Source organism: Edaphobacter bradus, from assembly GCF_025685645.1.
Taxonomy (GTDB): domain Bacteria; phylum Acidobacteriota; class Terriglobia; order Terriglobales; family Acidobacteriaceae; genus Edaphobacter; species Edaphobacter bradus.
This window is the reverse complement of sequence record NZ_JAGSYF010000002.1, coordinates 305,547-318,987: the sequence shown is the minus strand read 5'-3', so window position 1 is coordinate 318,987 and position 13,441 is coordinate 305,547. Positions and strand designations below refer to the sequence as shown.

The following is a 13,441-nucleotide window of genomic DNA, read 5'->3' as shown; positions in this document are numbered from 1 at the left end:
CAATCATTATTTCCCTCACATATTGTCTGACAGATTTTGAACAGACCTCTTCGTTCTATGGCAAATCGAAAATCACCTGTCCCTCCTGTTCGTCCCGTTCAGCGTGAAACGGTCATCGAGATGGTAGCGCGCCGCGTTGAGTCTCTTGTGCGTTCCGGTGACCTCAGCCGCGGCAGCCGCCTTCCCTCCGAGCCACGTCTCGCCGAGATGCTTCAGGTGAGCCGCGCCTCACTCCGCGAAGCACTGAAGGGACTGGTTTTCATCGGACTGCTCAAGGCCCGGCCCGGAGACGGAACCTACCTGCAGCCTTCGCTCACCAGCATGGCCAGCCGGCACCTGCAGTGGATGCTCCTTCTGGAAGAGATCAAGTACCTCGAACTTTACGAGTTGCGCGAAATCCTCGAGCCTGCAGCCGCTGCGCTCGCCGCGCGTCGAGCTACGCCAGACGATCTCGAACAGATGCAGGCTGCACTCAGCGGCATGAAGCGCACGACGAACGATCCCGAATCATTCATTCGCTACGAAATGGAGTTTCATAACGCCATTACCCGCGCCTCGAAGAACGGCGCAATGCAGAGCACCATGCAGATGATGTACGGCGCTCTCTCTGAGGGACGCCATCGCGTGCTACCGCTCGTCCAAAACATGGCGCATCACTGTGCGCGCCACGAGAATATGTTCCTGCTCATAGCAAAGCGCGACGCCACCGGCGCGCGTCACGCGGTAATCGCGGACGTGAAATATGCCGAGTCGCTTCTTCAGGAGAATCTGCAAAAGCTGCAGAACCAGAAAGGCGAAAGCTCAAAAGGCACGAAGATGAGCCTAAAGGCGGCGAAGAAATCTTCTCGCAAGACAGCAACTAGAAAAGTCAAGCTAAAGCAAGACCTATTGGAGACAGTCGATGAATAATCTTTTTCGTTTATGCCGTATCTTCCTGGCGATCCTGATCCTCTCCTCGGCCGGAGTGGCAATGGCGCAACTCGATACCGGTAGTGTCCAGGGTACCGTGCGCGATAGCTCGGGCGCGGTTATCCCGAATGCGACAGTCGTCGTGACTAACGAGGGTACACAACGCAACTACCGTACTACCTCAAACAGCCATGGCGAATACAGCATTCCTACTTTGCCGGTCGGCATCTACAGCGTGACGACGACTTCCAAAGGCTTTCAAGCGTCGAAGATTATGTCGGTTCCACTCAACGCCTCAGAACTGCATCGCACCGATGTTGTCCTCCAGCTCGGCAGCACTACCGACCAGATCACCGTCACTTCTGACCAGGTGCAAGTCAATACGCTGGGAGCGGACCTCGGAACCACCATTGATGCGAGTCGCATCGCTAATCTTCCGCTCAATGGTCGCGACTTCACCGACCTGCTGGCGCTCGTGCCCGGCTCAGTCACTAGTGGCCAGTTCGGCCAGACCAGTCTGGGCGGCGCGGAGACTAGCTTCGCCGGCGTGAACATCCTGCTCGATGGCGCTGATGCCACCCGTATCGACACGAATGCCACCTCCATGCAACTGGGACGCGGCGATGCGCGCATCACTCGCGCAAGCGTCGATTCGATTGCGGAGTTCCACATCCTGCAAGGCAACTTTTCAGCCGAGTACGGTCGCTCCATCGGCGACGTCGTCAATGTCATCACCAAGTCCGGCACCAATGACTGGCACGGAGAGGCCTTCGAGTTTCTCCGCAATAATGCCCTCGATGCCCGCAATTACTTCGCCGTCCCCGGCACCAGCACTCCGCTCCGTCTCAATCAGTTCGGCGGTAACCTCGGTGGGCCTATCGTCCATCAAAAGCTTTTCTTCTTCACCAACTATGAGGGTGTCCGCCAGACGATCACCAACACGCAGATTTACGACGTGCTGAATGCCGCCAACCGCGCACGGTTCGTGCCCTCTATGAAGCCCGTCGTCGCGGCCATCCCGGTGGGAAATCTTGGCCCGGATCCTGCAGACACCACGCACAACTTCGACCTATACAGCGCCAACCTCGCGAACACTTTGCGGGAGGATACGGGGTCCGTCCGCATCGATTGGAACCCGAGTGAGACAAACAAGTTTTACGTCCGCTATAACATCGGCGACTCATTTACAAATACCACCTACGGTCCCGCTGTCGGGCAGACCGCCCCAACACCAGCACGTACGCAGTTCCTTAAGCTCAGCAACACGCATACCTTCTCGGCTACTCTGTTGAACGAAGCTGGCTTCGGCATTAATTCCAATCACGTAGAGTCTTACGGAGGCGGCGGTCCCTTCCCAGTCATTGCTTTCAGCTGCTTCTTCTGCAACTTCGGTGCAGCACCTGGGCCTGCAACCTTCGCGAGCATCCGTCCGCAGACGTCCTATCAGTACATCGACACGCTCACCAAAGTCTCTGGCCGCCAGGTCATCAAAGTCGGCGCAGACATTCGCCACAACCTCTCGGATGAGCAACTCCAGCTCCAGGAGTTTCTTTCCTATGCCAGCATCTCTGACTTTGAAAACAACAAAGGATTCGCCTTCAGCACACTCGGCAATCCGATGACGCGGATCCGCAATACCAACTACGATTTCTTCGTGCAGGATGACGTTCGACTCGCACGTACCCTCACCCTCAACCTCGGTTTGCGTTATGAGTACAACACTGTGTTGCACGAGAAGAACAATCAGCTCGCCAACTTCGACATCGCTACGCAAACTGTCGGAACTCCGGGCGCTCCGCTCTATAAGCCTGACTACAATAACTTCGCACCACGCATCGGCTTCAGCTGGGACCCTTACGGCCATGGCAAGACTGTTGTGCGCGGCGGCTTCGGCATCTTCTATAACCCTCAGTTGACGGGTGCCGTCTTCTCGCTTACTGACAACACATCCAGCAACATCTCGGTGAATGTGTTCCAGGCGCTCTTCGGTACGGTCTCCTGCACGCCCAATTTCCCGCTCTCCTACCCCGTCGCCACGGTGCCTGTCTGCACTCCACAGGTACGCAATGTCGATGAATTTGACCCGAACACGCGTGACAGCTATGCCCTCCACTACAGCTTCGGCCTGCAGCAGGAGGTCGCGCCGAACACAGTGCTGGAGGTGACCTACGCCGCCGACCGCGGGATCAAGCTGCCCGCCGGCGCAGCCTTCGCCGGTCTTCAGTTCAACAGCCAGAACCCGATCACCGGCACGTATCCTCTCAGCCAGAAGTTCGCGAATGAGCGCCTGCTCGGAGACTATCTCGATTCCAAGTACAACAGCTTGCAGGTAGCGCTCCGGGGGCATAGCCGCGCCCTTACCTATGACGTCAATTACACTTTGGCGCATGAGTTCGACGACACAGTCAGCGTCTTCGGGGCCTTCGTGAATCCCACCAATCCGAGGAACGACTTCTCCACCGGTGACATCGATGTCCGCAACAATTTCACTGCGGACGCTTTCTACCACGCCCCGGACATCCGCTATCTGCCCCGTATTCTGGGCCATGGCTGGGATCTCGGCGCGATCGCCTCGGCACGCAGCGGTCTGCCGGTCAACATCGTAACGAACATCCCGGATGACTACGGCACGCCGCAACGTCCGAACTTCGTCCCAGGAGCGACACCCAAGTCGTTGCGCGCGAAGAACTACAGCTCGCCCAACAATCAGTTCGATGGAACAATGCTCACAGTGCCAGTGTCCAGCTCCTTCGGCAACGTCCCGCGCAACGCTGGAACCGGGCCGCGGTTCGCACAGGTCGATACTGCCTTCATCAAGCGCACGCCAATCGGCGAGAAGTGGAATGTTGAGTTCCGCACCGACCTCTTCAATATCGCCAATCATCCAAACTTCGCGAACCCTTCAGGCAACGCTTTCATTGCCAATCCACTTTATGGCCAGCCCGGGCAGTCGCAGTACGCGCTTGATCCCGGTTTTGGTCGCAGCAGAACTACGGTTGGCAGCAACATCGGTACCGGAACCTCACGTCAGGTTCAGTTTTCGATCAAAATCATTCGCTAGACTAGTCGTTCGCAGCCTGTTCGCAAGGAAACGCAAACAGGCTGCGACCCTTTCATCTTAGGAGTTGCTGTGCCCCGAACGAATCGCGCCCTCTGGTCCGTCCTCGCACTTTTTCTTTTCTTTGCTCCCGGTCTTGCGCACGCTTCCAGCTGCACACCTAGCTTCCCTCTGGAGGAGAATAAAACTCTTGGATGGGAGGGGGCCGATGCCGCCTACTCCATCCTGCTGCCGGACGGGCGCGATGTTTGGATCTTCGGCGACACGCTCTACGGCACCGACCGGTCCGTCACTGGTCATGATCCTCGCCAGGTCCACAACAGTCTTGGCATCTCAACCTGTGACGCCAAGGGTAACTGGCACCTGAACTATGTCGTGAAGCACGACAGGGCGGGCCACGCCGAAAGCTATTTCTCTCCGGTGGACCCACAACACTGGTATTGGGCGATGGACGGCTTCATGGCCCATGGTGATCTTTGGGTTACGCTGCTCTGCATTCGTCACGCCGCCACGCCCAGCCCCTGGGCGATGGACTTCGAGACGTGTGGCTCCGACCTCGCACAGGTCAGCCACCTGGATCGTGATCCGCAGGACTGGGAGGTGAGCATCCATCCCCTCGTCCCCGACGGCGTCAAAGCCTACCCCTCCGCCGCTACTGTCGTCCGCGGCGACTACGCCTACCTCTTTGCTCTCTACGAGAGCGGAACGCGTCCTCTGCTTGTCACGCGCCTCCCGCTCAATGGCCTCGATAATCCAGCAGGGAATCTCGAATATCTTGCCACGGATGATACATGGAAGCACGGCTTCGACCCTTCGCATGCCAAGGAAGTCATGAAGAATGGCAACACCGAACTCTCCATCCGCTATCACTCTGAACTCAAAGAGTGGCTCGCGGTCATGGTCGAGCCCAACGGCTTCTCCGACAAGGTGCTTCTGCGTACGGCACCCGACCTAACCGGTCCATGGACCGAAGGCCAGGTGGTCTACCACATGCCTGAGATGCTCCCTGGCCCCTCGCGTGATAAGAACGTCTTCTGCTACGCGGGCAAAGAGCATCCCGAGCTTGAAGATGGCCGCAAGTTGCTCTTCACCTACGTCTGTAACACAATGGACGTCCCATCTCTCGTCACTAACCGAAAAATCTATCATCCGCAGGTTGTCCTCATTCCTTTGCCCCACGAACAAGACGAGCGTTAGGAATCGGCGCGGTTCTCGTCGGATATCCGAAACAAGAAAAGAAAGACACCACAGAATGGGCAGCCATAAGGTGCCTACACATCTCACGCAGACAACCAATCCGCCGGTTCGCGGGGCTTAAGCGAGTGATGAAAAGTCAGTGCCGCGCCCAAAACGCGCATCGCAGCGGCTAAAGGCGCGTTGCCTATTTGTACCCTTGTTTCTATCTAGATGGCCACCATTCGTGGGCGAGAGTCGGCTGCCGACAGAGACAAAACAGTAACGCTGTTCAACCGCACTTGGCAAGCTGGCACCTGTTGAGCGCACCATAAGCTTTGCCGGTTGGTCGCCAGACCAGCCGGCAATACTGCCTACTATTCACATCTCAGGCCCAAAATGTCCCCGGCCATCAACTGACCGGCGCTTTTCCCTTGAGTGGACATGATCGCACTTGCATTCCGAGCAGTAAGAACGTCACGAGCACAGGCAGTTGGGAAGATCTGAACCGGGATCCCATTCTGGCGTTCTAGGCGCCCAACTATACACGCAATCACATCTGCTCGTGCTTTTCTCTGTTCGGCTTCGCAGCAAGAACGCTCTTCAGAAAATTCACAGCTTGCGTCACTGCTGCTCGCGTGGGGGCGGCTTCGGCGAGTGAGTTCAGCAGCACGAAATCATGAATGGCCGCGTTGTATCGCGTTGACACAACTTCGACTCCGGCCTCGATCAACTTGCGGCCGTATGCCTCGCCTTCATCGCGCAACACGTCATTCTCGGCCGTGATGATGAGCGCGCGGTAAGCCAGCGAGTTGGTTCGACGACGCCAGCAACGGAGACGCGGTGGGATCCTTGCGCTTGTCGTGGTCCGGAAGATACTGGTCCCAGAACCACTGCATGGCCAGTCTCTAAGCCAGGGGCCATCGGCGAACTGTTTGTACCACCCGGTTTCAAAATCGGCATTAGTAACGGGATAGAAAAGGAGCTGACCCGCTATTGTAGGTACAGACCTTTGCTTTGCAAGGAGCGATACGATTGTAGCCATATTGCCGCCCACGCTGTCGCCCGCGACCGCAAGACGCGTCTCGTCAACGCGGAATTCTTCGGCGTGCTCTGAAACATAGAGGGTCGCCGCATACGCCTCTTCGATCGCAACTGGATAACCATGTTCAGGCGCGCGGTCGTAATCAACGAACACGACCGTCGCTGAGGCGCCGACTGCCAACTCCCTCACCAGGCGGTCGTGAGTTGTCGGGTCGCCCATGACCCAGCCCGCGCCGTGAAAGTACATGATGACAGGACCTCCATCAATGACTGGGTGCGGGCGAACAATGCGAAGACGAAGAGCGCGCGGACCCGAGCCCACATTCCGGTCCTCGACTTGCACATCCGGTTTGCGGACGAAGCCTGACTGCATCCGCAATAGGGCACTGCGGGCCTCGTCTGGTGTCAGGGTATAGATCGGCGGCCCTTCATGGGCGGCAAGCTGATCGAGGAAATCCTGGATCTTGGGGTCCAAGACCGGAATTCCCTGAGCCGCTGGTTGTTGCTGTTGCACCATCGAAGTCTCCTCATTTTCCCTAAATGACCACCATCACTTACCGGAATGTGACGTTCACAAAGACGGCTCCTCGCCTAAGGTCTCGCCGTGGAACGATCCACATCACCCGGGCAGCTCCAAGGCGTCCTCTGCAAGGCGTTCAAATTCCGCTGCCGAGCGGAGTTCCGAAATCAGTCGTTGGTTCAACAGCCAGGCGGGCGTGCCCTGAACGCCATAGTTGCGGCCAATCTCTTCGGTCTCCGTGACGGCTTCTGCAGCACTGCCATCGGCAAGCGCAGCATGCAAAGCTGCGAGGTCAACACCCGACCCAGTCGCGTGCCGGTCAATCACGGCTGGATCCTCGAGGTCCTCGCCCAAGACAAAGTGCGCTTCAAAGAGGTCTTTGCGTAAGTGGGGAAAAACGCCTGGCTGATGTCGCTGGGCCCACTCGGCGGCGGCCAAGGCCCGCCGGGTGTTGGGAAGGTGCCGAGGCCAGTTCAGCGGCAATCCAGCTTCTCTGGCCTCGCGCTCCAGCATGGCGTACATCGGCCCATCGCGAGGCCCCGCTGAAATTCCCCCGGGCGGAATGTCGGGGTGAGCCTGGAATGCCAACTCAGAAATACGAAGCCCGTGCCGGACGAGGATTGCGTTTCGGTGCTGGTCCGACGTAGCAGAACGGGCAAAGAAAGTCATACCAGTGCACCACTGTTTTAGCGTTTTCCGTGCGCTGCTGCTCGTTGATCTCACTCATCTTCTCGCCTTTCTCCCACTCGCAAAATGCCCTGTCTACCGCAACGCTGTGGCCCGGAGGCTCCAGAGAAAGAGAAACCGAGGAGGCAACGGTCACAACGCTGACACCCACGAATACAGCCGTGACAACAATCTTTTGCGAGAGTTGCCCGAAGCCGCTTCTCGGTCACCATCGCTCTGTCACTCCTCATTTGGTCGGCTACTCACTTGCGCAAGGCGAGCAAAGTTCTCAGGGAGTCGGTGACTGCAGCCGCGACCGCAATCCAGGATAACCACTCCAATCCACGCTTGCCATCCATGCGGATGTTAAAACTACATGACGATCTCAAGCCCCGATGCATGCCGCGGCGAGCATCGTGGCATTCGTGCGGTCAACCAAGTGTTCCAGGTCTTTGACAAGCGGCTCGACATCTTTGACGCGCGTCCAGATCCGCAGGTTACCTCGTTCGATCCTGCCGAGCATGCGGTCAGTTCGTCGAGGCAGTTCGATACTCACCTCTACAGCACCTAGCGCTGAATGGTTGAAAGAGGGCTTGAAACGCATGGCAGTGAAACTGAGCGTGCGACAAGCGCTCGCGCATCGGACTTGATTCGTGGTCGCGGTGGCTTGAAATATCGCCATTGCCGCATACTTTCGAGTACGTCCGCATAACCGCACGCCTGCACCACGCATGGGGCGAGGCCCAGCTTGATCTTGTGGGCCTGGGCAACCCCGCTTCACGCCGACTGATGTAACTGAAATGGCTTTGCCAATACAGTGGCAAGAAACGGGAGAATGGCCTAAGATATCTGATTGCTGCTCCATAGAGAAGATGGGCACCATGGCTCTTGCGTCTGCATTCGCAAACTGGACACGAGGTCGACGATGACGAGGTACGCAAACCCAACTCCAGAGTTGATCAATGGACGGGAAGCGGCAATTGGGCTGGCGCTGGTTCGTGTGACGCTTGGCGCAATGTTCCTGTCGGTCTTTTTCGAGAATCGGGGGAAAGGCCTCTACACCCCTGCGGGTTACGCGGGCCTGATCAACTTCTATATCAAGGCGAGTCATTCGCCTGCTGCGTGGAAGGCGGTGATGGGCCTGGCGGCAAATCACGCCGCGGTAGCGGCTCCTATGCAGTCCATGATCGAGATCTCTCTCGGTATCCTGCTCGTCATCGGTCTGCTCACACGCCCGGCCGCATTTGTGGCTTTTCTGTTTCTCGGCAGCCTTTGGATTTCGGAGTTGGGTACCTCGTGGATTTGGGAACTGCTGGTTTCGGTGCTGGCATGCCTTGGGCTCGCTATCGGACGCGCCGGCCGGAGATGGGGCGTTGACGCGTGGCTGTCGCAACGGTGGCCATCTTCTCCGTGGTGGTGATCGGGCCAAGTCAACATGAGAGTGTCCGTCATCATTCCCACCCACAATGAGGCGCAGGCGATTGAGCGCGTTCTAGCGGATCTTCCGTCCGACCTAACGACGGAAGTCATCGTTGTTGACAGCAACTCGAATGACGGGACACCCGAAATCGCCGTAAGTATGGGAGCCCGCGTCGTTCGGGAACCTCGCCGCGGATATGGGCGCGCCTGTCTGACGGGACTCGCGACTGCCAACGCGCCTGACGTCGTCGTGTTCCTCGATGGCGACTACAGCGATCGCCCCTCTGAGCTGCCGATTCTATTGGCTCCCATCATGGAAAGCCGCGCAGACATTACGTTTGGTTCACGGCTTGGGAGGCAGCGCATCCCTGGCGCGCTACCCTGGCATGCCGTTTTTGGTAACCGTCTCGCGGCCAGCCTGATCCGTATTTTGTACGGCTTGAAGATCAGTGATCTCGGCCCGTTTCGTGCTGGCCGCGCTGAGGTACTTCGCTCGCTCGCCCTCGAAGAGACCACTTATGGCTGGGCCGTTGAGATAATCCTCAAAGGTATCCTGGCTGGATTCCGCGTGGTTGAAGTCCCCGTGAGTTACTACCCGCGCATCGGAAAATCGAAGATCAGCGGCACGCTGAAGGGTACGGTCGGTGCCGCTTGGTTCACCCTCAGCCTGATCGTGCGATATTATTTCGGGCATCGAAGAACGCCCGAGTAACGCCGCGTCAAATTCTATGGAATCTTCAATCCAGACCGTGGTGCGTACGCAGCGCAGCGACCGCGTATTGGTCATCATGGCGAAGGCGCCGAGGCCGGGCGTGGTCAAGACCCGTTTGGCTTCGAGCCTTCCTGTTCAAGCCGTCACCGCGTTTTATCGGTGTCTTTTGGACGACACACTGGAACTAGCGCGATCATTGGGCAGCGTAGAGGTTGCCATCATGTGCCCGGAATCCGATGTCAACGAACTGGCTTGTTTGGCAGGTAACGGAGCATGCGTCGTTGCACAGAAGGGTGAGGGCCTTGCTGCAGGCCTTACTTCGGTGTTTGCGCACTTCGCGGAAGATCATCAACGGCGCACCATTGCCTTCAACAGCGACAGCCCACACCTGCCGCGTTCCGTGCTCGAAGACGCATTCGAAATGCTGGCCGCGCATGACGTGGTCGTCGGACCAACGCATGACGGAGGTTACTATCTTGTAGGGGCAAAGGCTTCCCATCCTACCCTTTTCGCACGCGACGGAATGGGCGCCAGCAGCGCGCTGGAGACACTCCTATCGCGCGCACGAGCTCTTGCGCTTTCTGTAGGTTTCGCAGAGCCTTTTTACGATGTTGATGTAGCTGAAGACCTGACTCGGCTGGCAGCTGAGTTGCGTTTGGCTCCGGCAAGAGCGCCACGCACGGCGATGTGGCTTAAAGAGTGGGAGCTTGCGGCGGCACAATTACGGACGGGCAGAGGAGAATTGTGAAGATCACCCCGACGTGGAGAGTGTACATACTCGGCACCACGTTGTGTCTGGCGCTAACGATCTGCTCACGCAACTTCGGCGATAGGGGTGGACCGTACTTCATGGCCTCTTTGACGCTTGCGGGCATCGCGTACCTCTTAGCGATCCGTGAGTTTTTCGCTACTCCAAGATTCTCCCGACGCGCTGTCGTCATTGGGCTCGTTCTGGCTGCCGTGTGGCGCATTGAATTTCTTCGTGTGTCCCCAGGGGCCGACGAGGATATCTATCGATATGTTTGGGATGGACGCCTGCAGAGGCTCGGCTATAACCCATATATAGTCGTTCCCAGCGATCCTGCCGCTAAGGGGCTGCATACCCTGGAAACCCGCAATTTAAACAACCCGGATCTACCGAGCCCATATCCTGCGGGGGCGCAGCTATTCTTCCGCGCCGTAACCGCCATTCACGAATCTACATTTGCACTGAAAGTAGCATTTGTAATTTGCGACTTGGCAATTGTTCTCGTGTTGCTCGATGTCTTGCGTTGTAGCCGGCGGGCAGCGCACCTGGTTCTGGCGTACGCCTGGAACCCATTGTTAGCCGTTGAGGTGGCGGGAAGCGGTCACATTGATATTGTTGGCGCGCTATTGTTGCTGGTGTCCGCCGCTGCGCTCGGACGCCGATGGCGGGCGACTGCGGCTGTCGCACTTGGGCTAGCTGTAGCAGTGAAATTTCTGCCGATCGTACTCTTGCCCCTCTACTGGAAGCGGGTTCGCATTCGCGACGCTGCGCTGGCGGCAGCCGTGCTCGGACTCCTGTACGCGCCATTTCTTAATCACGGCCGCATTCCGATCGGCTCGCTTGGAACGTACGTGCAGAATTGGCGCTTTAATGGTCCCGTGTTTGCAGCACTCGATCAGGTGGCGCCTCCGCAGTTGCTAGCTGGGCTGGCAGTGCTCGTCGGATTAGTGACTGCAACGTGGCTAAGAAGCGCAGCGCCCGAGTGGTCTCCAGACGTATTAGCCTGGCCAATGGCAGCATCTCTTTTGTGCGCACCCGCTGTATTCCCATGGTACCTTCTCTGGCTGCTGCCATTTCTGACGTCGGTCTCGGCGCTGCTGATCATCGTCTGGACTGTGAGCATTATCCCCACCTACGTTGTTTGGCACCTGCGCACACTTGGGCGTCCGTGGGGGCCGCTTCCTGGCTGGGTAATGCTGCTGGAATATGGATGCGTGGCAATAGCTGTTGCAATCATCTGGTTGCGCCGTGGGAGGGAACGCGAGCACGCTGGCGCTCTATCAGACTAAGGAGTATAGTTTTGTCGCTCCGCCATACTAGACAACGTTCGTTCAATCTAAAGAGGGGGACTTCGATGACAAAATCGAGCTGTTGGTCGGTGATTCGTCTTCTGGCTTTCGCTGTGCTGGTCCTTGCTCCCAACTGCTGGGCGCAGAAACGCCCGCCAATTCTCGAACAAATCGCCAAAGCGTATGGCATCGATTCCTACGGGCAGGTTGAGGCGATCCGCTACACCTGGAATGGGGAAATCACAGGACTCTTCAAGGCTGCTCACGTGTGGGAATGGGAGCCCAAGACCGGCAAGGTTTCCTACGAAGGAAAGGATAAGGACGGCAAGCCGGTCAAGGCTAGCTTTGTTCTGTCTCAGCTGAACAGCGCACCTGCCGACGTGAAGGACCAAATTGCTCCGTCTTTCGTCAACGATAACTATTGGCTCCTGTTCCCCTTCCATGCCTACTGGGACACCAGCGCCAATGTGACCGATGACGGCATGCAAAAATTGCCGCAGGGAGCGGGCTCGGCCAAGCGGGTGGTGGTGAAATATCCGAAGGAGGTTGGCGGCTATACGCCTGGAGATACCTGGGAGCTTTACGTCGGTCCTGACAACCGAGTCAAGGAGATGGTCTATCATCGGGGTGGGCCCAAAGCACCGCAACTCGTCACTGCGACGTGGGCAGGCTATAAAAAGGCGGGTCCTCTGCTGATCTCAACAGAGCATCGCGGCACCGCCGACGGCAAGCCCTTGCACATCTTCATCTCGGATGTGTCTGTTAAGGTGACGGGCTCGGATACCTGGGTGAAAGCACAATAATTCGTGCTCACACGACCAAGCTTTCTCCGAGTCCTCTGGGAGCTGTAAAATCCGCGCATTCCGATGAAGGCAGACATCGATCTCGACATTGGGCGAAAGACGTTCGCATCTGGCCTGCTACCTGAGTTGATCGCGGTGCTGCGCCGTAGCCGCCCGGGGGATTTGGTTGCCCTTGCCAGTGAGGACGAAAGCATTGGCCCTGGGTTGGAAACGTGGTGCCGGTTCACTGGGAATTCGCTGCTGGAAGTAACGGTTGAAAAAGGCCGCGCGCGGTGGGTCTTCCGGTGCGGCGCACTTCCGGTATCCCCTGCAGGCAATCGGCCTGTGGGCTCTCGGCTTTGGCTCTACACGAATTTCGACTGTAACCTGCATTGCGACTACTGCTGTGTGCGTTCATCGCCCGTCGCGCCGCGACGGGAACTAGGGCTCGCACGTGTACAGCAGATCGCTCACGAAGCGCCGGGGCTTGGCGTCAAAGAAATCTTCGTGACCGGAGGCGAGCCGTTTCTGCTGGAAAACATCGGCGAGATTCTGGCTGCTTGCGCAGTAGCCGCCCCGACCACAGTGCTGACCAACGGAATGCTATTTACCGGACGACGTGCGGAAAGCTTGCGAGCGTTGCCACGCGATCGAATTGTCCTGCAAATCAGCTTGGACAGCGCTACGCCAAAGCTGCACGACCTCCATCGCGGGCCCGGCACATGGGCGCGCGCACGCGAAGGTATCAAGCGCGCTCGTTCGCTAGGTTTTCGTGTGAGGCTGGCGGCGACTGTCTCGACAGATGCCGAGGCTGAGGAGTTCCGTCAATTCCTCGACGAGGAGAAGATTGCGGCAGAAGACCGAGTCATACGGCGGATCGCGTTGCGTGGTGCTGCCAGCGAAGGTGTAGCCGTTACTCGGGCCGATCTGGTGCCGGAAGTCACCATTACCGCCGAGGGTGTGTACTGGCATCCGGTCGGAGCAGCAGATGCCGATCTGCTGGTTACGCACGAAATTTTTCCTCTCTCCGAGGCCTTCGCGGCTGTCCGCCGCGCCTTCGACCGCGAAGGCGAACACGTGAATAAGCTGGCAAGAATCTTTAACTGCGCATGACCGTTGGC

The 13,441-nt window shown here is 57.8% G+C and carries 12 protein-coding genes; 10 read left to right on the top strand and 2 right to left on the bottom strand.

The features are described 5' to 3' along the window. Positions 1 to 57: 57 nt before the first annotated feature. The 3 genes from OHL16_RS07500 (at position 58) to OHL16_RS07490 (ending at position 5,164) form a co-directional block, all read left to right on the top strand. Positions 58 to 909: a FadR/GntR family transcriptional regulator gene (locus OHL16_RS07500; protein ID WP_263366493.1), complete on the top strand. Its 852-nt coding sequence runs from the start codon at positions 58 to 60 to the stop codon at positions 907 to 909. Then, the gene (locus OHL16_RS07495; RefSeq protein ID WP_263366492.1) at positions 902 to 3,970 is read left to right on the top strand and encodes a TonB-dependent receptor; all 3,069 of its coding nucleotides are present in this window, start codon (positions 902 to 904) and stop codon (positions 3,968 to 3,970) included. Before OHL16_RS07500 ends, OHL16_RS07495 begins: the two co-directional genes overlap by 8 nt. Positions 3,971 to 4,039: 69 nt before the next feature. Beyond that, a complete protein-coding gene (locus tag OHL16_RS07490; RefSeq protein ID WP_263366491.1) occupies positions 4,040 to 5,164 on the top strand; it encodes a DUF4185 domain-containing protein in 1,125 nt (374 codons plus the stop codon). Positions 5,165 to 5,693: 529 nt separating this feature from the next. On the opposite strand, the gene OHL16_RS07485 is transcribed toward OHL16_RS07490, so the two are convergent. Together OHL16_RS07485 and OHL16_RS07480 are read right to left on the bottom strand one after the other, a co-directional pair. Beyond that, positions 5,694 to 6,701: an alpha/beta hydrolase gene (locus tag OHL16_RS07485; RefSeq protein ID WP_263366490.1), complete on the bottom strand. Its 1,008-nt coding sequence runs from the start codon at positions 6,699 to 6,701 to the stop codon at positions 5,694 to 5,696. Between the two features lie 102 nt (positions 6,702 to 6,803). After that, positions 6,804 to 7,373, bottom strand: a complete 570-nt coding sequence (locus OHL16_RS07480; protein ID WP_263366489.1) for a DsbA family oxidoreductase — start codon at positions 7,371 to 7,373, stop codon at positions 6,804 to 6,806. Between the two features lie 373 nt (positions 7,374 to 7,746). Here OHL16_RS07480 and OHL16_RS07475 point away from each other — a divergent pair, with 373 nt between their 5' ends. The 7 genes from OHL16_RS07475 to OHL16_RS07445 all read left to right on the top strand — a co-directional run bounded on the left by OHL16_RS07475 (position 7,747) and on the right by OHL16_RS07445 (position 13,433). After that, on the top strand, positions 7,747 to 7,941 hold the full coding sequence (locus OHL16_RS07475) for a hypothetical protein (RefSeq protein ID WP_263366488.1): 195 nt from the start codon (positions 7,747 to 7,749) through the stop codon (positions 7,939 to 7,941). 354 nt (positions 7,942 to 8,295) lie between these two features. Beyond that, positions 8,296 to 8,790, top strand: a complete 495-nt coding sequence (locus OHL16_RS07470; RefSeq protein WP_263366487.1) for a TQO small subunit DoxD — start codon at positions 8,296 to 8,298, stop codon at positions 8,788 to 8,790. A 15-nt stretch (positions 8,791 to 8,805) separates the two neighbouring features. Then, positions 8,806 to 9,501, top strand: coding sequence for a glycosyltransferase family 2 protein (locus OHL16_RS07465; RefSeq protein WP_263366486.1), 696 nt, complete (start codon positions 8,806 to 8,808; stop codon positions 9,499 to 9,501). Between the two features lie 16 nt (positions 9,502 to 9,517). Further along, positions 9,518 to 10,249: a TIGR04282 family arsenosugar biosynthesis glycosyltransferase gene (locus OHL16_RS07460; protein WP_263366485.1), complete on the top strand. Its 732-nt coding sequence runs from the start codon at positions 9,518 to 9,520 to the stop codon at positions 10,247 to 10,249. Then, a complete protein-coding gene (locus tag OHL16_RS07455) occupies positions 10,246 to 11,538 on the top strand; it encodes a hypothetical protein (RefSeq protein WP_263366484.1) in 1,293 nt (430 codons plus the stop codon). Before OHL16_RS07460 ends, OHL16_RS07455 begins: the two co-directional genes overlap by 4 nt. Before the next feature lie 65 nt (positions 11,539 to 11,603). Next, on the top strand, positions 11,604 to 12,341 hold the full coding sequence (locus OHL16_RS07450) for a hypothetical protein (protein ID WP_263366483.1): 738 nt from the start codon (positions 11,604 to 11,606) through the stop codon (positions 12,339 to 12,341). Between the two features lie 63 nt (positions 12,342 to 12,404). Continuing rightward, entirely contained in the window at positions 12,405 to 13,433 is a 1,029-nt protein-coding gene (locus OHL16_RS07445) for an Rv1681 family radical SAM protein (RefSeq protein ID WP_263366482.1), read from the top strand. The last annotated feature ends 8 nt before the right edge of the window (positions 13,434 to 13,441 follow it).

Excerpts from the sequence above, each read along its gene's own strand:
- OHL16_RS07500 (WP_263366493.1), top strand. The coding sequence starts at position 58 with ATGGCAAATCGAAAATCACCTGTCCCTCCTGTTCGTCCCGTTCAGCGT.
- OHL16_RS07495 (WP_263366492.1), top strand. The coding sequence starts at position 902 with ATGAATAATCTTTTTCGTTTATGCCGTATCTTCCTGGCGATCCTGATC.
- OHL16_RS07485 (WP_263366490.1), bottom strand. The coding sequence starts at position 6,701 with ATGGTGCAACAGCAACAACCAGCGGCTCAGGGAATTCCGGTCTTGGAC.
- OHL16_RS07480 (WP_263366489.1), bottom strand. The coding sequence starts at position 7,373 with ATGACTTTCTTTGCCCGTTCTGCTACGTCGGACCAGCACCGAAACGCA.
- OHL16_RS07475 (WP_263366488.1), top strand. The coding sequence starts at position 7,747 with ATGACGATCTCAAGCCCCGATGCATGCCGCGGCGAGCATCGTGGCATT.
- OHL16_RS07470 (WP_263366487.1), top strand. The coding sequence starts at position 8,296 with ATGACGAGGTACGCAAACCCAACTCCAGAGTTGATCAATGGACGGGAA.
- OHL16_RS07465 (WP_263366486.1), top strand. The coding sequence starts at position 8,806 with ATGAGAGTGTCCGTCATCATTCCCACCCACAATGAGGCGCAGGCGATT.
- OHL16_RS07460 (WP_263366485.1), top strand. The coding sequence starts at position 9,518 with ATGGAATCTTCAATCCAGACCGTGGTGCGTACGCAGCGCAGCGACCGC.
- OHL16_RS07450 (WP_263366483.1), top strand. The coding sequence starts at position 11,604 with ATGACAAAATCGAGCTGTTGGTCGGTGATTCGTCTTCTGGCTTTCGCT.
- OHL16_RS07445 (WP_263366482.1), top strand. The coding sequence starts at position 12,405 with ATGAAGGCAGACATCGATCTCGACATTGGGCGAAAGACGTTCGCATCT.